Origin of the sequence: Alkalibacter rhizosphaerae (assembly GCF_017352215.1) — a bacterium.
Taxonomy (GTDB): domain Bacteria; phylum Bacillota; class Clostridia; order Eubacteriales; family Alkalibacteraceae; genus Alkalibacter; species Alkalibacter rhizosphaerae.
This window is the reverse complement of sequence record NZ_CP071444.1, coordinates 77,877-98,547: the sequence shown is the minus strand read 5'-3', so window position 1 is coordinate 98,547 and position 20,671 is coordinate 77,877. Positions and strand designations below refer to the sequence as shown.

The window sequence follows — 20,671 nt, the reverse complement described above, 5'->3', positions numbered from 1 at the left end:
GTAGTTACTTCAAACAATTCGTATAAATATTTTGTAAACAAAAAAACATAAACCACGAGGGTTTATGCCATTTGTCGTGCTTTGGATCACTTGTCGTTGTCTTTATTTGCAGGTCTGGGCAAAGTAGCTTTTCGAGACAGGTTGATTCGACCCTGCTTGTCGATCTCCATGACCTTTACGGTCACTTCGTCGCCGACAGCGACCACGTCTTCCACCTTCTCCACCCGCTCATGGGCCAGTTTGGAAATGTGGATCATTCCTTCCTTGCTTCCGCCAATATCGACGAATGCGCCAAAGTTCATCAAACGGGTGACTTTGCCGGTGATGACTTCGCCTACTTCCACTTCTTTGACTATGCCTTCAATGATGGCTTTTGCTCTTTCCGCCGCTTCCAGATCCGGAGATGCGATGAAAACTCTTCCATCGTCGTCGATGTCGATTTTGACACCGGTATCGCTGATGATCTTGTTGATGACTTTTCCACCGGATCCAATGACTTCACGGATCTTGTCCGGATGGATCATCATGGAGATGATTCTCGGAGCGTATGGTGAGAGATCTTCTCTTGGAGCAGAGATCACTTCATTCATTTTGTCCAGGATAAACAGTCTTCCTACACGGGCTTTTTCCAAAGCATCTTTCAGGATGGCTTCATCGATGCCGTCGATTTTGATGTCCATTTGGATGGCTGTGATTCCTTCTCTCGTTCCAGCCACTTTGAAGTCCATGTCTCCCAGGAAGTCTTCCATTCCCTGGATATCGGACAATACAGCTACTTTGTCGCCTTCCTTGATCAATCCCATGGCAATACCTGCAACAGCAGATCGGATGGGCACTCCTGCATCCATCAAGGCCAAAGAACTTCCGCAGACACTGGCCTGGGATGTGGATCCGTTGGAACTGATGACTTCCGAGACCACTCGAATGGCGTAAGGGAAATCTTCTTCCGATGGGATAACGGGCAACAACGCTCGTTCCGCCAAGGCTCCGTGACCGATCTCACGTCGACCGGGTCCTCGCAGGGGACGGGTCTCGCCTACGCTGAAAGCCGGGAAATTATAGTGATGCATGTAACGTTTGCTTACTTCCTCGTCGGTAAAACCGTCGATGATCTGAACGTCACCCATGGCTCCCAATGTCAATGCAGACACGACTTGGGTCTGGCCTCTGGTAAACATGCCGGAACCGTGTACTCGATCCAGCAAGCCGACTTTCGACCAAATAGGACGAATTTCGTCCGTTTTTCGGTTGTCCGGTCGAATTCCTTCTTCTACGATCATTCGTCGAACTTGTTCTTTCAACAAGTTATAACAAACATCCTTGATGTCTTTTATATTTTCCGGATATTTTTCTGCAAAGGTTTCTTGCACCAGTGCATTGACTTGATCGATCTTTTCTTGTCGTTCCAATTTTTCTTCGGTCTGGATCGCTTCCACAAATTTTTCCGTTGCGAATGCTCGAACTTCTGCTTCTACTTCTTCCACTGGTTTCGCAACAGGATAATCCATTTTTTCTTCACCGACTTCGTCTACGATGGATTCGATGAAAGCAACGATCTTCTTGATTTCTTCATGTGCTCGCAAAATACCTTTTAACATTACTTCTTCACTGACTTCATTGCTGCCGGCTTCTACCATCATGATGGCTTCTTTTGTTCCGGAAACCGTTAAGTGCAGATCGCTGACTTCTTGCTGTTGTGCTGTAGGGTTAACTACGTATTCTCCGTCTACGTACCCGATGATCACAGAACCGGTAGGTCCTTGGAAGGGAATGTTGCTGATGGATAGTGCTATTGATGAACCGATCATGGACACCACTTCCGGCGCGTGATCCTGGCAAATGCTCATGGCTGTAGCCACTACCTGAACATCATTGCGGAAACCTTTTGGAAACAGTGGGCGAAGTGGTCGGTCCATTAGACGACAAGTCAATATGGCTCGTTCTGAAGGTCGTCCTTCCCGTTTAATGAATCCACCCGGTATTTTGCCGACAGCATATCTTTTTTCCTCATAATCGCAACTCAACGGAAAAAAGTCGATGCCTTCTCTCGGTCCTTTGGACGCACAAGCGGTCACCAGAATATTGGTTTGACCATATCGCATAAAAACGGATCCGTTGGCCAGTTCCGCCATTTCTCCGATCTCTGCTTTCAATTCCCTACCGCCTAGTTCCATGGTAAATGTTTTAAGCATAGTTTACCTCCTTCATATGATACTTTTTCACTTCTTCAGCAGCCAAAACGGCCTTATAATAATACAGGACGGATTGCTCCGCCCGTACATTATTATTTTCGAAGATTCAATTGTTCTAGGATCTCTCTGTATTTGTTGATGTCCTTCTTCTTCAGATAATTCAACAAACCTCTTCGTTGACCAACCATCTTGAGCAATCCACGACGAGAGTGGTGATCTTTTTTGTGTATTTTGAAATGCTCTGTCAATTCGTTGATCCGTTGGGTCAATAATGCGATCTGCACTTCTGGAGAACCGGTATCATTCTCGCTTTTCTTGAATTTTTCAATGATTTCTGCTTTTTTTTGCTTTTCTAATGGCATTTTCTTTCCTCCTAATTTTCAATCCCCCATATCCCAGTTGGCCGTCGGAGATTCGGCGTACCGTGATAAAGGTTGCTAACATAAGGATTATACCAGTACCAATGTTAAATTGCAAATGGTATTTCCCTGACGTATAATGAAAACAACGAAGAAAGGAGCTGTCTTTATGATATCAAAAGAAGTACTGGTACGCACCATCGATTTTGCCATCTTAAAACCGGAATGGACCGATCAACAAATTCTGGACGCCTGCGCATATGCGGTAGAATCCAACGTGATCAACGTTTGTGTTCAGGCCAACAAGGTATCCTTGATCCGACCCCTCATCAAAGGCACCACCACTCTCCTTGGGACCGTCGTCGGATTTCCCACAGGCTGTCATTCCCCTTTGATCAAGGGAAGAGAAGCGGAAGAAGTAGTGAAGAATGGTGCACAGGAAGTGGACATGGTCATGGATTACGGTGCTTTGCTCTCCGGTAATTTCGATCTGGTCAAAGAAGACATATCCACCGTTGTTCGAGCTGCCGGCGTCGATGTAAAAGTTATTTTGGAAACGGCATATTTAAATATGGAAGAAATCATCCGAGCCTGTCAAATTTCTGAAGAGGCAGGAGCTGCCTTTGTAAAAACCAGTACTGGCTTGGCTCATGAAGGCGCAACTTTGGAAAATGTACGAATCATGAAAGCCTCGGTCAGTGAAAAAATGAAAATCAAAGCTGCCGGCGGAATACGGGATCTGCAGACTGCAGTCGATTTTTTGGATGCAGGATGCAGTCGACTGGGTACCAGTAGCCTAGAAGCCATTTTAAAAGAGTTGAGAAAGTAGAAAAAAGAACCGGTCTCCTTGAAAGGATCCGGTTCTTTTTTAATTCATATTTACTTTTTTACCAATTCTTTTGCTTTGGTTACGGCACTACCAGCGTCCGGAGCATATCCGTCTGCCTTGATCTCTGTTGCATAAGCTTGGGTAACAGGTGCTCCACCAACGATCACGGTGAATCCGGCATCTTTCAGCGCCAAAGAAGTTTCTTTCAGTGCAGGCATGGTGGTGGTCAACAATCCGGAAGCGGCAACGATGACGGCGTTGTTTTCTTTTGCAACTTCAACAAATTTTGCAGCAGGTACGTCTACGCCAAGGTCGATCATGGTGAATCCGGCGCTCTCCAGCATCATGCTTACCAGGTTTTTGCCGATATCGTGAAGGTCTCCGGCTACCGTTCCGATAACGCAGGTTCCCAACGATGTGGAAGCGTCTCCGGCCAACAACGGCTTGAGCACGTCTACACCCTTGCTCATGGCTTTTGCAGAAATCAGCATTTCCGGTACGAAGATCTCGCCGGCGGAGAATTTGTCTCCAACGATTCCCATGGACTCGATCATGGCATCCAAAATTTCTTTCGGTTGTGCGCCCCCGTCCAATGCTTCCTGGACCAATCCTGCTACTACTTTGGTTTTACCCTTTGCTACCATTTCTTGAACTTCTTGAATTTTTGACATGTACTGTTCCTCCTTGAATTAACATTTGTTTTGCTGTATATGTATATACATTGTATCATCAATTTATAATTGATTCAATAAATTCGTCTACTTTTTTTAATTTGCAAAATTATGTTTTTTTTAAAAGTTGTTTCATTTAGAAAACACGGGTCACGACATGGATTGTTTTGCCAGCATCCGATTGGCAAAAGCGACGGCATTGTTCACGTCCTCATCACTGGGATGACCTTTCCCAAAGAATAAAAAATTGCCCTGACAAATAAATTCTTCCTCCGCCACATCGATACCATTGAGCTTCATAACGATACGGATCTCGTTCTGCTTCGTATTTTTGCTCATGCAGGAAGTTACCAGTGCCGCTTTGTTTACCTGATCATTTTTCACATTGATCATGTAGGATTGCAGATCCGGTGAAGATTTCCCTCCGTAAATGCCTCCTACAACGAACAATAAGTCCACGTCCGACAGTTTTGGTTTCTGTTTGATGTTCATTGGTTCCACTCCCAGACTCTCCCCTATTGCTTGAGCGATCCGTTTGGAATGGCCTGTTCTGGAGTAATAGATCACTGCTGTTTTCATTGGTCCCTCCCTTTCTTAATCAATAAATCCCTTTTCCCGCATTCGTTCCTCATGGACGAATTTTGCCATGCCGGTTTTCATTCCACTGAAACCCAACTTTCGATAAAAAACTTCTTTTCCAATATTTGCAAACAACAAAATACTTTGTCCTTTCAACAAGTCCATCAATACTTCCATCATTCTTTTGCCGATGCCATGACCCTGATAAGGAGGCAGGACTGCTACATCATAAACGGCAGCCTCCTTGACTCCATCCGAAATGGCCCTGGCACAACCTACAAGAATATCATCGTGATAGGCAAACACCTTTGCCCAACTACCACCAAACGCCTTTTCACAGCTATCTGCATCCGGACTACCGATATCCGTTACCGTCAGCAAGTAACTGACTGCGTTCCAATCCACTTCTTCTGTATTGTAGATGATTTTTATATGCATCATTCGCCTCCTGTTTTCATCTTTCTGTTAAATATTACATACGTTGTCAATCTCTTTCACAAACTTGTTTTCACGTGTATGGTTCCTTTACACTATCATTTTCATATTATCGCAATAGAGGCCTCCTTGCAATAAAATTGCTTTAAAAACGATCCAATCTTTTTTGCTGATACTTCAATATTCTTGGTCTGTTGAAACGATAGGCAGTTGCCGTCAAACCAGATATTCCACCGCCGACGACAACGGTTTCGTAAACATTCCTGGTGTGCCCCATGAAAGTCTTCCTTTTCAAATAAAGCTATTTAGAGACAGAATATAACATATTTTTGATATATGCAATCATTTCAAATTTGTTCTTTCACTAAAACTCAATACGTCTTTGGCAATCTATTTTTGAAAAAATTTGTACTATCAAGAATTGCCTCTCTGCTTTCTTTTAATTGCTTCGCGTAGTGTAAAAAACCATGAATGACACCGGAATAGATCACCAGCTGAACATCCATTTTGTTTTCTTTCATAATAGCGTTCAATAGCTTACTGTCGTCCAACAAGGGATCCAAATCGCATGCAGCAAGAAAAGTTGGGGGCAAGCCATAAGTCAGATCCCAATCAAATAGTTTTGCGTAAGGAGCGTCTTTTTGATCATCACCAATATACCTATTCTCATAATCTTCCAAGTTTTCTTCGGACAAACCATCCCAAGAACCTCCGAATAATCTGCGGCTCATGGAATCTCTCAAACCAAAAACACCATAAAACAACAATAAAGAATGGATCGGCATTTCTTTCTTTTGATCTCGGATCATCAATGCAACGCCCAAAGAAATTTGTGCACCTGCAGAATCACCAGCAAGGGAAATGCACTCGGGATCCATATGTAAATCATACCCCTTCTCCCGTATAAATGATATAAACGCCAAGCCTTCTTCCAAGGGCACAGGATAACCATATTCTGGAACCAGATGATAACCAAGAGATGCTATAACAGCTCCAGTTTCTTCCGCCAAGTGAACAGAAATTCCGTGATGGGTGTCCAAGTCACCTACAACAAAACCGCCACCGTGAAAAAAAACGATGCCCGGATTGTCTTTTCTGTTTCTTGCTCCCTCCGGATAAAACAAGCGATATGAGATTTCCCCATATGGACCATCAAATACTCCATCAATCGTTTCAACTGTAGTTTCGATATTTTCATTCCAATATTTCCTTGATTGTCGATAAAGTTCTTTTTCATCCAGAGTTCCATTGCTTTTTTCCAGTAATTCATTTATTGTTTTTTCTTCAAGGAATACGATTTCCTTCATTTCATGTGTCATACGCTTTATAGAATCGATTTTGTTCATTTAAACTAACTCCTTTATTGAAAAAGAGCCCTTGCGGGCTCTTTTTCTCATTATTCTTAATCTGCCAAGTCTTTGGATTGTAGGAATTCCAACGCGATATCATAGGGCTCTTCCCCATCCACATCCGCCTTGTAATTCATCTCGATCATTTCTTCGTTGCTGATTTGTCCTTCCAGCATAAACAGAACTTCTTCTAAATTCGGTGCAACTTCTCCAAATTCTTCATAGACCGTGTCACGAACCATGTGGGAACCAAAGTATTGTGGAAAGAAATCTTTGTCATCTTCCAAAATGACCAAATCAGACTTCAAAATCAAGCCATCCGTGGAATATACCATCGTTACGTCGATGTTTCCACTATCCATGGCCGAATATTTCAATCCAAGGTCGATAGAAACTCCGTCTTTCCAATTGGCGCCATAATGTTCATTAAAAGGATTGAAACGCATGGAACCTTCTTCATCAAAGAATTCATGTTCAGCACCAAAAACCAATTCGTCCGTATACGGGATCAAGTCGCTGATCGTTTTGATGTCATTCTCTTCCGCATAGCTTCTTTTTACGGCCAATGCGTATGTATTTTCAAAACCGAATTTTGACGTCAATGTCAAACCACGGGTCTCTTCCCCCACCTGTTTTGCATAATCGAACAGGTCCGTACCAGCTGGTACGTCACTGGGATCTCCACCACTTACAGTGGTCAAAAGGGTGCCATCATATCCCATAAACATGTCAATTTCTCCAGCCTCCAAAGCGTTGGCTGCTATGACTGTTGCCATGGTATCCTTGAAAACCACATTCAGATCCGTATTTTGCTCCAACAGGATCCCCGTCATTTCCATAATTATGTTGACTTCAGAAAATTGTCCTTTTGCAAGCACAAAATCTGTTCCATCTTCCTCTCCGTTGTTGTTGCCTCCGCAACCTGCCATCATTGTTACGATCAACAAAACAACAAGCAGCAGTACTGATTTTTTTTTCATTACTTTTCATTTCCCCTTTCTTATATAAAATCAACCGGCGGAATGCCGATTCTTTAACCGTTTTTCTATGGACCCCATCAAAAGATCGAAGCCTACGGCCATGACCATCAACGTTCCAGTAGCTTGAACCAAAGTCGTCATGTCTTGAAGTAAAATCGCCCGGTTGATGGTTGCACCAAGTCCTCCGCCGCCTACAAAAGCACCAAACACTGCGATACCTATGGAAGTAACCAATGCGATCCGCAATCCTGTAAAAATGATTGGAAAAGACAGAGGTAACTCTACCTGGATCAGACGTTGAAGACTGGTCATGCCCATGCCTTTTGCTGCTTCTTTGATGCTGGGATCGATGTCACTTAAACCAACGTACGTATTTCGAACGACGGGCAACAAGGAATACAAAACGATCCCAATGATGACCGTTGTACTGTTTGCTCCAAAAATCAACATGATAATACCCAGCAGCGCCAATACCGGAATGGTTTGCAACAAGTCTACGATCCACAATATCCCTGGTCTTAAAATTTTCACCATGTATGCAGCAACACCCAGGACCAAACCAATAATAATGTTGATCCCAAATGCTACACTGACCAAAAACAAATGTTCCAACACTACTTTCATATCCATGTCTATTCTCCTTTCAAGCCGCGAGGAGTGACCAGCTTTTGCACCAAATCGATAACAAATCCAAGCAGGATCGCAAGAATCGCTGCAGGGATTGCCCCTCCGACGATCAAGACGTTGTTGTTGGTATCGATCCCTCGATAAATGAACTCACCCAAGCCACCAAGTCCGATCATTGCCGCCAAGACGGCCCAACTTACCGTATAGATCGTCGACATGCGAAGACCCGTAAATATGGCACTCATGGCCATTGGGATCTCCACCTTGAACAATATTTGTATATTGCTCATGCCACAACCCTTTGCCGCTTCCTTTAATGCAGGATCCACATTCACGATCCCGGTATAAGTATTCTTTAAAATCGGAAAAACGGCATAAGTGGATAAAGCAATGATGATGGTCAATGGACGAATACCCAAATAAATGAATAACACACCGATAAACACCAACCCTGGTATGGTTTGTAGAATTCCAAGGGCGGGGATTGCATAGTTGGAGATCCCTGGTACTCTTGACAACAAAATTCCCAATACCATGGCAATGACAAAACCGATCATCACTGAAACGATAACGTATTGTATATGGACGAAAATCGCTCGAATCAGCATTTCTCCATATCGTTCAAAAAAACCAGTTATTACTGTCATTCTTCATCACCCCAGACCACACTGGCCAGTGCATTGGTCATGCTGCTTTCCGTGATGATGCCAGCGACTGTTTTATCTCGATTCAGAACTACGACAAAATCCTTGTCCGATTCCATCAAATAATCAAATGCTTCTTTTGCGTTGGTGTTGATCAAGACGGTTTTCAGATTTTTTTCTGTCACTTTTTCGATAGATTCACCCGGCTTGCCAACCTTCATGATTTCCTTGATTCCTGCTACTCCCATAAACTTGTCATCGTCATCGACAACGATAACGGAATTCAGTTGGCTGTGTTTCATCAAGTTGATGGATTCCAACGTTTTTTTCGTATGGGGAACTGTTAGGACCTTCTTTCTCATGACGTCTTCACAAGTCAAATCTTCGCCCGAAGTAGTATAGGACAACTTGCCCAGGAAGTTTTTGATCACCGGGTCTGCAGGATTTTTCAACATTTCTTCGGGACTTGCTACTTGAAGGATCTTTCCATCGTACATGAAGACTATTTTATCTGCCATCTTGACGGCTTCATCCATATCATGGGTAACGAAAACAATAGTTTTCTTCAATTTTTTTTGAAGTGTTTTCAATTCATCCTGAAGGTTATCCCTTGTAATGGGATCCAATGCGCCAAAAGGTTCATCCATGAGTATTATAGGTGGTTCCGCCGCCAATGCTCGAAGAACACCGATCCGCTGTTGTTGCCCACCACTCAATTCATTGGGATATTTGTGTCCATTTTCCTCATAAGGCATACCAACCATGTTGAGCAATTCAACGGCTCTTTTATGTCTTTTTTCCTTGCTCCATTTAAGCAGCTTAGGAACAACGGTAATGTTTTCTTCAATGGTCATGTTTGGAAACAATCCGATCTGCTGGATCACGTATCCGATCTTTCTTCGTAATTCTACTGCGTCCATGTCATTGATATTCTGATCATCGATGAAAATGGCACCACCGTTCATTTCGATCAAACGATTGACCATCTTCAAACTGGTGGTTTTCCCACACCCGGAAGGACCAATCAATACGACAAATTCCCCATCATTGATCGTCAAGTTCAGATCGTCGACTACGGTGACGTCATTGTACTTTTTCTTTACATCTTTATATACGATCATTCTATCTCCTCCAGTCTTTATAATGATTATAAACTTATATTTTATTAGTATACCATTTTGGGTCTTTTAAACGCAAATTCACACCCATTAATAAGAAATATTTGGCAATTTACAATTTAATTTTTTATTCGATAAACACTTTGTGGTCTGGATCATCGATGATAAGGAATCACAAAATTCAGATCCTGACATGTTTTTTCCAAACTTTCTTGACAACTCACTTCCAGATTACTATAATTAATTCAATTAAATATGCGTCGTCGAAATCGATGACACTTATCCAGAGAGACGGAGGGAACTGGCCCATTGAAGTCCGGCAACCTGCCCAAGAGGCGTGGTGCCAAATCCAGCGGTTTGACCGAAAGATGAGGAATGCGTGACTACGTATGTTCTGCTTCGGCAGAACTTTTTTCATATTCCAAGTCATTTGTCGTTTAAGAAAAGGAGGACTATTTTGAGAGAGAAAAGAACATTTGAAGAGATCAACGAAAAAATCAAGGATGGCTCCGTTGTTGTCTGTTCGGCGGAAGAGATCCTGGATCTGATCGATCGGGATGGCGAAGAAGCTGTATTTGAAACGGTGGACGTAGTAACGACTGCGACATTCGGACCCATGTGCTCGTCGGGTGCATTTCTGAATTTTGGACATTCAGATCCACCCATACGATTGGAAAAGCTTACCCTCAACAACGTAGAAGCCTATGGCGGTCTGGCTGCGGTGGATACCTACATCGGAGCCACGGCGGAATCAAAGGATCGGGGTTTGGAATATGGCGGTGCTCATGTCATTTGTGATCTAATCAATGGGAAGGAAGTCTACCTGGAAGCTACCAGTAAAGGCACGGACTGTTATCCGGCCAAAAAGGTTCAAGCAAAAATGACCTTGGATGATTTGAATGAAGCCTATTTGTTCAATCCAAGAAATGCCTACCAGAATTATGCAGCAGCAACCAACGGATCCACAAAAGCCGTTTACACTTATATGGGTACCCTGTTGCCGAATTACGGCAACGTCACCTATGCTACATCGGGTGCCTTGAGCCCACTTCTCAATGATCCGGAATTAAGGACCATTGGCGTCGGGACCAGGTTGCTCGTTGGTGGAGCCGTCGGATATGTGGCCTGGAATGGTACCCAATTCAACACGGCGCCGGTTCGAAACGAAAACAGCACACCCATCGGCACTGGAGCCACACTGGCGATCATCGGCGACTTGAAGCAAATGGACGGTCAATACATCACCCCGGCGGTTTTTAAGGCATATGGTACTTCCCTGAATGTTGGCATTGGCATCCCCATCCCCATTCTAAACCGGGACATGCTACGTTTTTGTGCTGTCCGAAACAAAGACATCGAAACGAATTTGATCGACTACTCTGTTCCGAGCCGATCAAAACCAGTGGTACGCAAGGTAAACTATGAAGAACTTCAAAGTGGACAGATCGAAATCAACGGCAAAAGGGTCAAGACTTCACCAACTACAAGCATGCGAAAATCCAGAGAGATCGCAGAAATCTTAAAACAAAAAATCCAAAACGGTGAATTCTTTTTGCAGGAACCGATCACGTTTTTTGCACAGGGGCAGAAAGTCAAGCCAATGGCCAATTCGGAGGTGTTGGAATAATGAAAACAAAACTATATATGCATTTTCCCACGAAATTGACCGATACACCGGTGACGTATGAATTGATCAAACACTTCGATTTAAAAGTAAACATTTTAAAAGCCAACATCGACTTCAACATGATCGGTACCATACTCTATGACGTGGAAGGGTCTGCACAGGCCATCGCAGAAGCAATAACCTATCTGAAAAATTTGGGACTGGATGCGGAACTGATCGCAACCGTCATCACCATTGATGAAAATCGCTGCACGGACTGCGGCCTTTGTACTTCTGTCTGCGGGGTCAAGGCCTTGGCCATCGGAAGCCCGGATTGGAAGTTGTCTTACGATGCGGATAAATGTGTTGGCTGCAACCACTGTATCCCGGTTTGTCCATCCCGAGCCATTTCCGGATTGGTACCGGAACCGGTTCTTTAAATCGTGAACTTGTGGCGCCCAGACATGAAAGATTTTTATGAACCTCGTTTTTATCGAGATTGGACAGGGGGTCATTTAAAACAACCTCTTGTTCGATTCAATGTCACACAGGAAGAATCCGACTTGGATTTGTACGTGACGGATCATGTAGATGGTGCAGCAGAGGTCCTATCTGCTTGCAGAAAAATTTTGATTGCACACATGGAAAAAGATCCATTATTCAAAGACAGCTTGGTTCCGCTCCCAGTGGATCCAGACGATCCATCCATGATCAAAAAAATGAAAGAAGCTGCATTTCAGGCAGGAGTAGGACCCATGGCCGCCGTAGCAGGCACGATGGCTGAGATGGTTGGAAGAAAACTTGCAAAATGTAATCCGGATGTGATCGTAGAAAATGGCGGTGATCTCTATTTGTCTTTGTCAACAACGAGGCGGGTCTTGATTTATGCTGGTGCCTCTCCCCTATCAAATCGTTTGGCTTTGGAGATCAAACCGGAAAACACGCCTATGGGCATCTGTACTTCATCCGGAACCTTTGGTCATTCCTTGAGTTTTGGGAAAGCGGATGCTGTGGTGATTGTATCTCATGATACGGCATTGGCGGACGCTGTTGCAACTGCAACCGCCAATCGTATTGATAAAATATCCGATCTAGAAGGGGCCGTCCAATATGCTTCTAAAATTTCCAATATTCTCGGAATCGTCGCCATCAAAGATGATGGGTTGGCCTTGTGGGGCGATTTGGGTCTTCATAAAGTTTGACCCTATGGCGAATGATTTTAAAATCAATATAATGAGCGGTTTTCTTCAGGAAAACCGCTCATTTTCGTTCTAACTTGGATCACATGATTCCTTATTCGAATTACTACGAAATTTCAGTCATTTACCTCCAGATTTCAACGGGGACGGCCGTGGGTGTCGGATTGGACTGCGAAGCAAGGGAAGTAATTTCAAAAGCCAAAGAGGGTTTGGTTTCATCGTTTCGATGCCGTAAATCGATTCGCACCCAGTCCGATGGAGGAATCATCACATGCCACTCCAAGTGAAGCTCCCATTCTTCTGAAAAGAACAAATAATGAGAGACCACCAACCATTGGGGGCTGACCATGGTTCCTTCCCATTTTGTATCTGAAGCGATGTTGAGTTCCGGATACCTTTCTTCAAGGTGCGCGATGAAAGGTACAAGAAGTTCCGCTGCCTTTTCTTAACGGTCGTCTTCCCCTTCGATCACTTCTAAAGACCGAGTGATCTCTTCGGTGACAGAGCCTCGCTTCCCTTCGATCAAAACGTCAATTTTTTTGCCTGCGCTATTGGACTCCGGGATTACAATGACTTCCGCGACCTGTCCTTCCAAAAGCTCAGGTTGAATGATCTGTACAGTTGCGTCCGAAGCAACAGCCGAAATAGTTACAGCATTGTCCTTACCTTCATCCTGTACCGTGACCAAATAGTGAATGCTTTGTCCAGGTATGGAAAACCCTTTCAACTCTTCTGGATATACACTGATGGAAAAGGGTGTGTCGTCTTGAATCATTCGAATCACGTGATCGTGCAATAGATATATACACCGTTTTGGCTCAGATTACACAATTTCACACGAATCAAAAAAGCAGTCCTCCCGACTTTGGGAAAACTGCTTGCTTTCATTCTGGCGGAAGAGGTGGGATTCGAACCCACGTGCCCTTGCGGACAACCGCATTTCGAGTGCGGCTCGTTATGACCTCTTCGATACTCTTCCGAACAAATGCCATTATACCAAATATTCCATATCTTTTCTATAAATTTTTAAGTCGACCTTATGCTATACTAAAATCAAGATACAAATAACAAGGAGGTCTTTATATATGCAAAAATACATATTGGCATTGGATCAGGGAACAACCAGTTCCAGAGCCATCTTGTTCGATCAGAAAGGTGCCATCATCGATATCGCCCAAAGCGAATTTCCGCAGATCTATCCAAAACCCGGTTGGGTGGAACACGATGCCATGGAGATTTGGGGTACTCAAAGCGGTGTGGCAAGGCAGGTGCTGGACAAAACCGGGATCTCTCCAAAGGAAGTTGCCGCTATAGGCATTACCAATCAGCGTGAAACAACGGTAGTGTGGGACAAAAACACCGGGAAGCCCATTTACAATGCCATCGTTTGGCAATGTCGGCGGACCGCTGCTTACTGTGAAACGTTAAAGGAAAAGGGATGGTCCAAACCTATTAAGGAAAAAACTGGACTGATCATCGATGCATATTTCAGTGGAACAAAAATCAAGTGGATCCTGGACAATGTGGAAGGTGCCAGAACACAGGCGGAAAAAGGTGAACTTCTCTTTGGCACCATGGATACCTGGCTGATCTGGAACTTGACCAAAGGAAAAGTCCACGCCACAGATTATAGCAATGCCTCCAGGACCATGCTTTACAATATACGGACTTTGGACTGGGATGAAGAATTGCTGCAGGAAATGGAGATCCCCCGTTCCATGTTGCCGGAAGTGAGAGACTCCAGCGGCAATTTTGGTCAAACGGATCCTTCCACTTTTGGCGGGGCAAACATCCCAATTGCCGGTGTCGCCGGTGATCAACAGGCCGCTCTATTTGGGCAAGCTTGTTTTTGGTCCGGCATGGCAAAAAACACCTACGGAACGGGATGCTTCCTGTTGATGAATACAGGCAGTGAACCAGTCTACTCTGAAGCCGGTCTTTTGACTACCATTGCCTGGGGGTTGAATGGAAAGATCACTTATGCCCTGGAAGGGAGCATATTTGTAGCAGGTGCTGCAATCCAATGGCTTCGTGATGAATTGCGGCTTGTGTATGATTCCGCCCAAACGGAGTATTATGCAAACATGGTACCAGATACCAACGGCGTTTATATCGTCCCTGCATTCACTGGACTGGGGGCCCCTCACTGGGACATGTATGCCAGAGGAGCCATCTTCGGACTTACCCGAGGAGCAAAGCGGGAACACCTGGTCAGGGCCACTCTGGAAGCCATAGCCTATCAAACGAAGGATGTTCTGACCTCTATGGAATTGGATGCCAACATGGATCTAAAAGCCCTTAAAGTGGATGGTGGCGCTTCAGCCAACAATTTCCTGATGCAATTTCAATCCGATATGTTGGATGTATCCGTACAGCGACCTGTGATTTTAGAAACAACGGCATTGGGTGCAGCTTACCTTGCAGGCCTGAAAGTCGGTTTTTGGAAAGATTTGGAGGAGATCCAGGCCTACTGGGATCTGGACCGGGAATTCAATAGTACGATGGATGAAGAACGAAGAAACAGACTGTACCAGGGATGGAAAAAGGCAGTATCCCGTTCCCTGCAGTGGGAAGAAGACTTTCATTGATTTCATGATATAAAACGGGGTATAAACTGATTACAACAAAAATTCGTTTTACAGGAGGACCTCATGTATAAAAAAATACTAGTACCCACCGATTCATCAGATTTTTCCAAACGAGCATTAAAAGAAGCCTTGGCCATTGCAGAACTTACAAATGGCGAGATCGTACTGCTGAATGTTACCCACTCTCCCGATTCCTATTGGGGCTATACCGCCTCTTACGGGATCGATGTCAATGAAGAAGCTTTGGAACAGTTGGGGAAAATGGCACTGGATCTTACATTGAACGATATCGAAACCACCATTCCCATCCATAAAATCATCCGATACGGTTCCCCGGCCATTCAAATCGATGATGTGGCAAAAGATGAAAAGATCGACTTGATCGTGATGGGGAGCCATGGCCATGGATTTGTGGCTGGTACCATTCTCGGAAGCGTCAGTCAACGGGTATTGCATCAGTCAAATTGCCCTGTACTTGTAGTAAAATAAAGAAAAATCCCGGTTCGAGATCGAACCGGGATTTTTCTTTACAATTCTGATTTTAAATACTCATCGTATACTTTAGTAACTTTCGATTCCGGCTCTTTCGTTAATAGGGTAACTGCAACGATAAAAACCAGGGATACAATAAATGCCGGCAGCAATTCATATAAGTTGATGGTGGCTTTGATGAAATTTCGCCAGATCAAGACAGTTGCCCCGCCGGATAGGATCCCGGCCAAGGCACCTTGCCAATTCATCCTTCTCCAATAGAGAGACAACAAAATCGCCGGGCCGAAAGCTGCACCAAAACCAGCCCAGGCGTAAGAAACCAAATCAAATACGCTGCTGTTTGGATCTCTGGCGATGAAAAAAGCAATAAACGCCACCACCAATACGGTAGCTCTGCTGATCCATATCAATCGATCTTCCTTGATCTTTCCTTTGAAAAGATTTTTAAAAATATCCTCCGAAACGGCAGAAGAGGTTACCAGCAGCTGTGAGTCTGCCGTGCTCATGATGGCCGACAAGATGGCTGTCAGCAATATCCCTGCAATAATGGCAAATCCCGGCCCCTGCAGCAAATTTTGAACCAGGTAAATAAAGATCCGTTCACCGTCCATGGTGGAAAGAACTTCCGTTGAAACGACTGTGGACATATATGCCTTACCGATCACACCCAATACGGTGGCCGCCGCCAAAGTGACAATGACCCAAAGGGTTGCGATCCGTCTGGCTGGAGCAACATCTTTGGAGTGCTTGATGCCCATAAAACGGGTCAATATGTGAGGTTGTCCAAAATATCCCAATCCCCAGGCAGCGATGGAGACGATGGACAAAACGCTCAAAGTATTCGTTCCCAACCAGTCGCTCATTCCAAAACCTTGAGGTAAATCCGCCAATCTTGCTGCTATATCCATGGTCCCGTTAAGACCTCCCAACTGACTTACTGCAAGTATCGGCAAGATCAATATGGCAAAAAACATGAGAATGCCCTGGATCAGATCGGTCCAGCAAACAGCCAGGAATCCTCCCAAAAAAGTATAGGACACAATTACAATGGCTCCCAGAATCAATGCAAGTTCATAGGAAATGCCAAAGACGGCATTGAACAGTTTTGCTCCAGCAGAAAATTGAGCTGCAGTATAAATGAGAAAAAAGATCACAATAAACAAAGCGGAAATCATTTTGATCAGATGAGTTTTATCTTGGAATCGGTTTTCCAAAAACGTAGGGATCGTAATGGAATCTCCGGCATGTTCCGAATATTGCCGGAGTTTTTTAGCCAATATCAGCCAATTTAGATAGGTTCCTACCGCCAATCCGGCTGCTGTCCAGACTGCCTCCCCCATCCCGCTGTTTCTCGTTAGTAAGAACGCGGTCCCCGGTAATCCCATCAAAAGCCATCCGCTCATGTCAGATGCCTGGGCGCTCATGGACGTTACCCAAACATTGAGGTTTCGTCCTCCTAGAAAATAATCGTTTTGACTTTTGCTGTTTTTAAAGAAATACAAACCAATACCCATCAGTACGGCCAAATAGAAAACAAGTACTATTGCATGGATCCTTGCATCGGTCATCCCTTCACCTCTTTCATTGTATTTGGTTATAGTATGTATAATATTACAAAACCAAATAACATTATACACAAGACCAATCAACAGTTAAAGATGAAATCACAATTATTCCAAATTTTCTGATATTTTTTCATTTTTTGATCAAAAATAAACACCAGGAAATCGTCGTGATTTCCTGGTGTTTATATGTTATTGTTTAGTAAACTCGACGTCCGGATATGTATCTTGCTCTCCAATAAGATGTATTCATGGAACTGATCATTACTCTTTTCCCTGGTGAGGGTGCATGTATGAAATTTCCGCCTCCCACATAGATCCCCACATGTCCGGTAAAAGCTACCAGGTCACCGGGTTTCAGGTCACTTCGGGCAACATACCCGCCAACTCTTGCCTGTGCCCCACTGGTCCTTGGTATGGAGATCCCCAATTGACGATAGACATAGGAGGTGAATCCGCTGCAATCAAAACCGGATGGAGTACTGCCGCCACGTACATATGGAACACCCAAATATCTCTTTGCCTCAGCCACTATGGAGGACCCAATCGATCCGTTATGAGCGGCTGCATGGGTTGTTGATACAATTCTTGCTGCAACTGGCCGGGCCTTGGTACCTTCCAAAACGATTTTTTCTACAGGTTCCTTCGCAACGATTTCTGACAGCACTTTTTGGGAATCCACTACATCGTTGATGTAGGTCACTTCCCGTACGACTTCTTTGTTGCCATGAATGCCTTGCTGCTCAACTTTTGTTTGTCCAACATACAAAGTGTCCTCTTTTTTCTTGATGGTTTCAAACGGGATCTTCTCTATAGTAGTCTCTTTCAGAGTATAAACAATATCTAAATATGGTTTGTCTTTTGATAAGACCAGAACGTCTCCTGGCGCCAGTTCCGTTAGATCTTTGCCCGGATTTGCTTCTTCCAGGGATCGAAGGCCTACGTCAAAGGATCGGGAAATGGTCCATGCGGAATCCCCCGTCGCTACCTGATAGGTCAATGCGGATTCAGTGCCTGTCAACACCAGATCCATCACTTCTTCCAGCTTGTACAACGAATCCACAGGAACGATTTGTTCTTCAATCGTGATCTCTTGCTTGAAATCCACTTCCAACAATTGTGCATGATCCGGCAGGTCCTTCAATTTTTGCTTAACAGGATCCATAATGGCGGCCAGTAGTTGATCGACTTCCTCTTCGTTTTCAAGAATGAAACGACTTTCTCCGTCAATGATCAATGCAGCAGCAGGTTTTTGTACATCAACCGTGTTCAAGATATTGTTTTTGACCGTCAACAGATCCTCATGGTCTGTTTTTATTTGCACTTTTTCCAACGTAATTTCTTTTTCATAAATGATGTTGGAACCGTATTTTTCTTTTAATTCCTGATCTGCATCTTCCAAAGCGTCTGCTACAGTCTTCGCTTCCAGAACATTTCCGATCCGCTCTCCGTTCAAAAAAACTTCGTAAGAAAAGCTGTTTTGGTAGAAAAAGATGCCCAGTCCGATGAATGCCGTCAATGCGATGGAAATCAATGCTGCGGTCATTCGCTTGAATCCGTTCATATTCATACCCCATTCATCAAAATATTTACACAAACACATTGTAACACTAAGAGACCTTTTAGACAAACTTTATTTACACTTTCGATACATTTTAGCGGTAAAAAAAAGAGCCTGCAATTCTGCAGACCCTTTTAACTCTTATACTACTTTTATGCCATGAACAGTTCGACGTCTTCGTCAACGGTTCCGATTCCGGCGATTCCAAAGGTTTCTACTAAAACCTTTGCCACGTTGGGAGACAGGAATGCTGGAAGTGTTGGTCCCAAGTGGATATTTTTTACTCCTAGATACAGCAGTGCCAACAATACGATGACAGCTTTTTGCTCATACCATGCTATGTTGTAAGCGATGGGCAGCTCGTTGATATCGTTCAGTTCAAAAACTTCTTTCAATTTCAATGCGATAACGGCCAAGGAATAAGAGTCGTTGCATTGTCCGGCGTCCAATACTCTTGGGATCCCGCCAATGTCGCCTAATGGCAACTTGTTGTATCGATATTTTGCACAACCGGCAGTCAAGATCACCGTGTCTTTTGGAAGCGCTTCAGCAAATTCCGTATAGTAATCTCTGGATTTCATGCGTCCGTCACAGCCTGCCATGACAAAGAACTTTTTGATGGCTCCAGTTTTCACTGCATCCACTACTTTGTCGGCCAATGCGAATACTTGTGCATGAGCAAATCCACCAACGATGGTCCCGTTTTCGATCTCTGTCGGCGGGTTCAGCTTCTTCGCATGTTCGATGATTGCGGAGAAATCTTTAACACCATTTTCATCTGCTACGATATGGGTGCACCCAGGATATCCGGATGCTCCTGTCGTGTAGATCCTGGAACCTTGATCCCCTTTTGGAGGAACGATGCAGTTTGTTGTAAACAAAACCGGTCCATTGAATGTTTCAAATTCTTCATTTTGTTTCCACCATGAATTTCCATAGTTTCCTACGAAGTTGTCGTATTTTTTGAATGCAGGATAATAGTTGGCCGGAAGCATTTCTCCGTGGGTGTAAACATCCACACCCGTACCTTTCGTTTGTTCCAGCAGTTGTTCAAAATCCTTTAAATCATGACCGGATACCAAAATAGCCGGATTGTTTCGAACGCCGATATTTACTTCCGTGATTTCCGGATTGCCGTATGCACCTGTATTGGCTGCATCCAACATGGCCATGGTATCAACGCCAAATTTTCCAGTCTCCAGCGTCAGAGCGACCAAATCGTCTGCACTCAAGGTATTATCCAAAGTTGCTGCCAATGCTTTTACCATGAACTTGTTGACTTCATCACTGGTTTTTCCCAGGTTATAAGCATGCTCGGCATAGGCTGCCATTCCTTTAACACCATAGATGATCAACTCTCGCAAAGAACGTACGTCTTCATTTTCCGTAGCAAGTACGCCAACTTCCGGCGCATCCGCCTTTGCCAAAAGTTCCGCTTCTGTTGCACAAGTCCACTGGGCTGCATCGTGAAGTCCATCCAGAGAAACCCCATTTTCCGTTAAAGTGTCTTTAATGGAATCACGTAGTTCCAACCCGTCTTTGATGGTTTGAACGATGGCAGCATCGTCGAAGTTTGCATTTGTAATGGTCACAAACAACCCATTCATGATGAAATGGTCCGTAGATGGAACGGAAACACCAGCTTCCTCCGCCTTCAATACCAATTGTGAAATTCCTTTTAACGTATAAATCAACAAATCCTGCAGATTGGATACAGCTTCGTTCTTGCCGCAGACCCCTCTTACAGTACATCCTTCATTTTTCGCAGCTTCTTGACACTGGTAACAAAACATGCTCATAGTGTGATCTCTCCTTTTTATTTAGTCTATCTGTTTTCATGGGTTTATTATAACAACATCTTTGGCGAAATTCCGTATCTT

General features: G+C 44.1%; 21 protein-coding genes, 1 tRNA gene and 1 riboswitch. Of the genes, 6 read left to right on the top strand and 16 right to left on the bottom strand.

The annotated features are described in order from the left end of the window. Window positions 1-86: 86 nt before the first annotated feature. A complete protein-coding gene (locus J0B03_RS00480) occupies window positions 87-2,192 on the bottom strand; it encodes a polyribonucleotide nucleotidyltransferase (protein ID WP_207299946.1) in 2,106 nt (701 codons plus the stop codon). 92 nt (window positions 2,193-2,284) lie between these two features. Beyond that, window positions 2,285-2,554 (bottom strand): 30S ribosomal protein S15, encoded by a 270-nt coding sequence (gene rpsO / locus J0B03_RS00475; RefSeq protein ID WP_207299945.1) that lies wholly within the window; start codon window positions 2,552-2,554, stop codon window positions 2,285-2,287. A 166-nt stretch (window positions 2,555-2,720) separates the two neighbouring features. Here rpsO and deoC point away from each other — a divergent pair, with 166 nt between their 5' ends. Further along, window positions 2,721-3,380 carry a deoxyribose-phosphate aldolase gene (gene deoC / locus J0B03_RS00470; RefSeq protein ID WP_246798143.1) on the top strand — a complete coding sequence of 220 codons (660 nt, stop codon included), beginning with the start codon at window positions 2,721-2,723 and terminating at the stop codon, window positions 3,378-3,380. Between the two features lie 50 nt (window positions 3,381-3,430). Here the strand turns inward: deoC and J0B03_RS00465 are convergent, their stop codons facing one another. The 9 genes from J0B03_RS00465 to J0B03_RS00430 all read right to left on the bottom strand — a co-directional run bounded on the left by J0B03_RS00465 (window position 3,431) and on the right by J0B03_RS00430 (window position 9,786). After that, the gene (locus J0B03_RS00465; protein WP_207299944.1) at window positions 3,431-4,051 is read right to left on the bottom strand and encodes a cobalamin B12-binding domain-containing protein; all 621 of its coding nucleotides are present in this window, start codon (window positions 4,049-4,051) and stop codon (window positions 3,431-3,433) included. A 150-nt stretch (window positions 4,052-4,201) separates the two neighbouring features. Beyond that, window positions 4,202-4,630 (bottom strand): flavodoxin domain-containing protein, encoded by a 429-nt coding sequence (locus J0B03_RS00460; RefSeq protein WP_207299943.1) that lies wholly within the window; start codon window positions 4,628-4,630, stop codon window positions 4,202-4,204. Between the two features lie 15 nt (window positions 4,631-4,645). Beyond that, on the bottom strand, window positions 4,646-5,068 hold the full coding sequence (locus tag J0B03_RS00455; protein WP_207299942.1) for a GNAT family N-acetyltransferase: 423 nt from the start codon (window positions 5,066-5,068) through the stop codon (window positions 4,646-4,648). A 142-nt stretch (window positions 5,069-5,210) separates the two neighbouring features. Next, window positions 5,211-5,342, bottom strand: a complete 132-nt coding sequence (locus tag J0B03_RS12280) for a hypothetical protein (protein WP_256436425.1) — start codon at window positions 5,340-5,342, stop codon at window positions 5,211-5,213. Between the two features lie 94 nt (window positions 5,343-5,436). Beyond that, entirely contained in the window at window positions 5,437-6,411 is a 975-nt protein-coding gene (locus tag J0B03_RS00450) for an alpha/beta hydrolase fold domain-containing protein (protein ID WP_207299941.1), read from the bottom strand. Between the two features lie 56 nt (window positions 6,412-6,467). Continuing rightward, window positions 6,468-7,394 carry a glycine betaine ABC transporter substrate-binding protein gene (locus tag J0B03_RS00445; protein WP_207299940.1) on the bottom strand — a complete coding sequence of 309 codons (927 nt, stop codon included), beginning with the start codon at window positions 7,392-7,394 and terminating at the stop codon, window positions 6,468-6,470. A 30-nt stretch (window positions 7,395-7,424) separates the two neighbouring features. Beyond that, complete coding sequence (locus J0B03_RS00440; RefSeq protein ID WP_207299939.1) at window positions 7,425-8,024, bottom strand: ABC transporter permease; 600 nt, start codon at window positions 8,022-8,024, stop codon at window positions 7,425-7,427. Between the two features lie 2 nt (window positions 8,025-8,026). Continuing rightward, entirely contained in the window at window positions 8,027-8,668 is a 642-nt protein-coding gene (locus J0B03_RS00435) for an ABC transporter permease (RefSeq protein WP_207299938.1), read from the bottom strand. Further along, complete coding sequence (locus J0B03_RS00430; protein WP_207299937.1) at window positions 8,665-9,786, bottom strand: betaine/proline/choline family ABC transporter ATP-binding protein; 1,122 nt, start codon at window positions 9,784-9,786, stop codon at window positions 8,665-8,667. The genes J0B03_RS00435 and J0B03_RS00430 overlap by 4 nt, the downstream gene beginning before the upstream one ends. A gap of 273 nt (window positions 9,787-10,059) precedes the next feature. Further along, window positions 10,060-10,158: riboswitch (SAM riboswitch) on the top strand. Between the two features lie 82 nt (window positions 10,159-10,240). Here J0B03_RS00430 and J0B03_RS00425 point away from each other — a divergent pair. The 3 genes from J0B03_RS00425 to J0B03_RS00415 are packed head-to-tail and all read left to right on the top strand — an operon-like array spanning window position 10,241 to window position 12,591. Next, window positions 10,241-11,410 (top strand): homocysteine biosynthesis protein, encoded by a 1,170-nt coding sequence (locus tag J0B03_RS00425; protein ID WP_207299936.1) that lies wholly within the window; start codon window positions 10,241-10,243, stop codon window positions 11,408-11,410. Next, window positions 11,410-11,829, top strand: coding sequence for an NIL domain-containing protein (locus tag J0B03_RS00420; protein WP_207299935.1), 420 nt, complete (start codon window positions 11,410-11,412; stop codon window positions 11,827-11,829). The genes J0B03_RS00425 and J0B03_RS00420 overlap by 1 nt, the downstream gene beginning before the upstream one ends. A gap of 24 nt (window positions 11,830-11,853) precedes the next feature. Then, window positions 11,854-12,591 (top strand): UPF0280 family protein, encoded by a 738-nt coding sequence (locus J0B03_RS00415; RefSeq protein WP_207299934.1) that lies wholly within the window; start codon window positions 11,854-11,856, stop codon window positions 12,589-12,591. A gap of 442 nt (window positions 12,592-13,033) precedes the next feature. Here J0B03_RS00415 and J0B03_RS00410 read toward each other — a convergent pair whose 3' ends face one another. Both J0B03_RS00410 and J0B03_RS00405 read right to left on the bottom strand, forming a co-directional pair. Further along, window positions 13,034-13,363 (bottom strand): hypothetical protein, encoded by a 330-nt coding sequence (locus tag J0B03_RS00410; RefSeq protein WP_207299933.1) that lies wholly within the window; start codon window positions 13,361-13,363, stop codon window positions 13,034-13,036. A gap of 115 nt (window positions 13,364-13,478) precedes the next feature. Beyond that, a tRNA-Ser gene (locus tag J0B03_RS00405) sits at window positions 13,479-13,567 on the bottom strand. A gap of 106 nt (window positions 13,568-13,673) precedes the next feature. On the opposite strand from J0B03_RS00405, the gene glpK reads away from it, so the two are divergent. After that, window positions 13,674-15,176: a glycerol kinase GlpK gene (gene glpK, locus J0B03_RS00400; RefSeq protein WP_207299932.1), complete on the top strand. Its 1,503-nt coding sequence runs from the start codon at window positions 13,674-13,676 to the stop codon at window positions 15,174-15,176. Window positions 15,177-15,239: 63 nt separating this feature from the next. Next, window positions 15,240-15,665 (top strand): universal stress protein, encoded by a 426-nt coding sequence (locus tag J0B03_RS00395; protein WP_207299931.1) that lies wholly within the window; start codon window positions 15,240-15,242, stop codon window positions 15,663-15,665. A gap of 38 nt (window positions 15,666-15,703) precedes the next feature. Here J0B03_RS00395 and putP read toward each other — a convergent pair whose 3' ends face one another. The 3 genes from putP to hcp form a co-directional block, all read right to left on the bottom strand. Further along, window positions 15,704-17,236: a sodium/proline symporter PutP gene (gene putP / locus J0B03_RS00390; RefSeq protein WP_207299930.1), complete on the bottom strand. Its 1,533-nt coding sequence runs from the start codon at window positions 17,234-17,236 to the stop codon at window positions 15,704-15,706. 193 nt (window positions 17,237-17,429) lie between these two features. Further along, the gene (locus J0B03_RS00385) at window positions 17,430-18,794 is read right to left on the bottom strand and encodes a C40 family peptidase (protein WP_207299929.1); all 1,365 of its coding nucleotides are present in this window, start codon (window positions 18,792-18,794) and stop codon (window positions 17,430-17,432) included. A 149-nt stretch (window positions 18,795-18,943) separates the two neighbouring features. Beyond that, complete coding sequence (hcp, locus tag J0B03_RS00380) at window positions 18,944-20,590, bottom strand: hydroxylamine reductase (RefSeq protein ID WP_207299928.1); 1,647 nt, start codon at window positions 20,588-20,590, stop codon at window positions 18,944-18,946. Window positions 20,591-20,671: the final 81 nt, after the last annotated feature.

What these genes read in the sequence shown, in the direction of transcription:
- J0B03_RS00480 (WP_207299946.1), bottom strand. Translation starts at nt 2,192, where the DNA reads ATGCTTAAAACATTTACCATGGAACTAGGCGGTAGGGAATTGAAAGCA.
- rpsO (WP_207299945.1), bottom strand. Translation starts at nt 2,554, where the DNA reads ATGCCATTAGAAAAGCAAAAAAAAGCAGAAATCATTGAAAAATTCAAG.
- deoC (WP_246798143.1), top strand. Translation starts at nt 2,721, where the DNA reads ATGATATCAAAAGAAGTACTGGTACGCACCATCGATTTTGCCATCTTA.
- J0B03_RS00465 (WP_207299944.1), bottom strand. Translation starts at nt 4,051, where the DNA reads ATGTCAAAAATTCAAGAAGTTCAAGAAATGGTAGCAAAGGGTAAAACC.
- J0B03_RS00460 (WP_207299943.1), bottom strand. Translation starts at nt 4,630, where the DNA reads ATGAAAACAGCAGTGATCTATTACTCCAGAACAGGCCATTCCAAACGG.
- J0B03_RS00455 (WP_207299942.1), bottom strand. Translation starts at nt 5,068, where the DNA reads ATGCATATAAAAATCATCTACAATACAGAAGAAGTGGATTGGAACGCA.
- J0B03_RS12280 (WP_256436425.1), bottom strand. Translation starts at nt 5,342, where the DNA reads ATGGGGCACACCAGGAATGTTTACGAAACCGTTGTCGTCGGCGGTGGA.
- J0B03_RS00450 (WP_207299941.1), bottom strand. Translation starts at nt 6,411, where the DNA reads ATGAACAAAATCGATTCTATAAAGCGTATGACACATGAAATGAAGGAA.
- J0B03_RS00445 (WP_207299940.1), bottom strand. Translation starts at nt 7,394, where the DNA reads ATGAAAAAAAAATCAGTACTGCTGCTTGTTGTTTTGTTGATCGTAACA.
- J0B03_RS00440 (WP_207299939.1), bottom strand. Translation starts at nt 8,024, where the DNA reads ATGGATATGAAAGTAGTGTTGGAACATTTGTTTTTGGTCAGTGTAGCA.
- J0B03_RS00435 (WP_207299938.1), bottom strand. Translation starts at nt 8,668, where the DNA reads ATGACAGTAATAACTGGTTTTTTTGAACGATATGGAGAAATGCTGATT.
- J0B03_RS00430 (WP_207299937.1), bottom strand. Translation starts at nt 9,786, where the DNA reads ATGATCGTATATAAAGATGTAAAGAAAAAGTACAATGACGTCACCGTA.
- J0B03_RS00420 (WP_207299935.1), top strand. Translation starts at nt 11,410, where the DNA reads ATGAAAACAAAACTATATATGCATTTTCCCACGAAATTGACCGATACA.
- J0B03_RS00415 (WP_207299934.1), top strand. Translation starts at nt 11,854, where the DNA reads ATGAAAGATTTTTATGAACCTCGTTTTTATCGAGATTGGACAGGGGGT.
- J0B03_RS00410 (WP_207299933.1), bottom strand. Translation starts at nt 13,363, where the DNA reads ATGATTCAAGACGACACACCCTTTTCCATCAGTGTATATCCAGAAGAG.
- glpK (WP_207299932.1), top strand. Translation starts at nt 13,674, where the DNA reads ATGCAAAAATACATATTGGCATTGGATCAGGGAACAACCAGTTCCAGA.
- J0B03_RS00395 (WP_207299931.1), top strand. Translation starts at nt 15,240, where the DNA reads ATGTATAAAAAAATACTAGTACCCACCGATTCATCAGATTTTTCCAAA.
- putP (WP_207299930.1), bottom strand. Translation starts at nt 17,236, where the DNA reads ATGACCGATGCAAGGATCCATGCAATAGTACTTGTTTTCTATTTGGCC.
- J0B03_RS00385 (WP_207299929.1), bottom strand. Translation starts at nt 18,794, where the DNA reads ATGAACGGATTCAAGCGAATGACCGCAGCATTGATTTCCATCGCATTG.
- hcp (WP_207299928.1), bottom strand. Translation starts at nt 20,590, where the DNA reads ATGAGCATGTTTTGTTACCAGTGTCAAGAAGCTGCGAAAAATGAAGGA.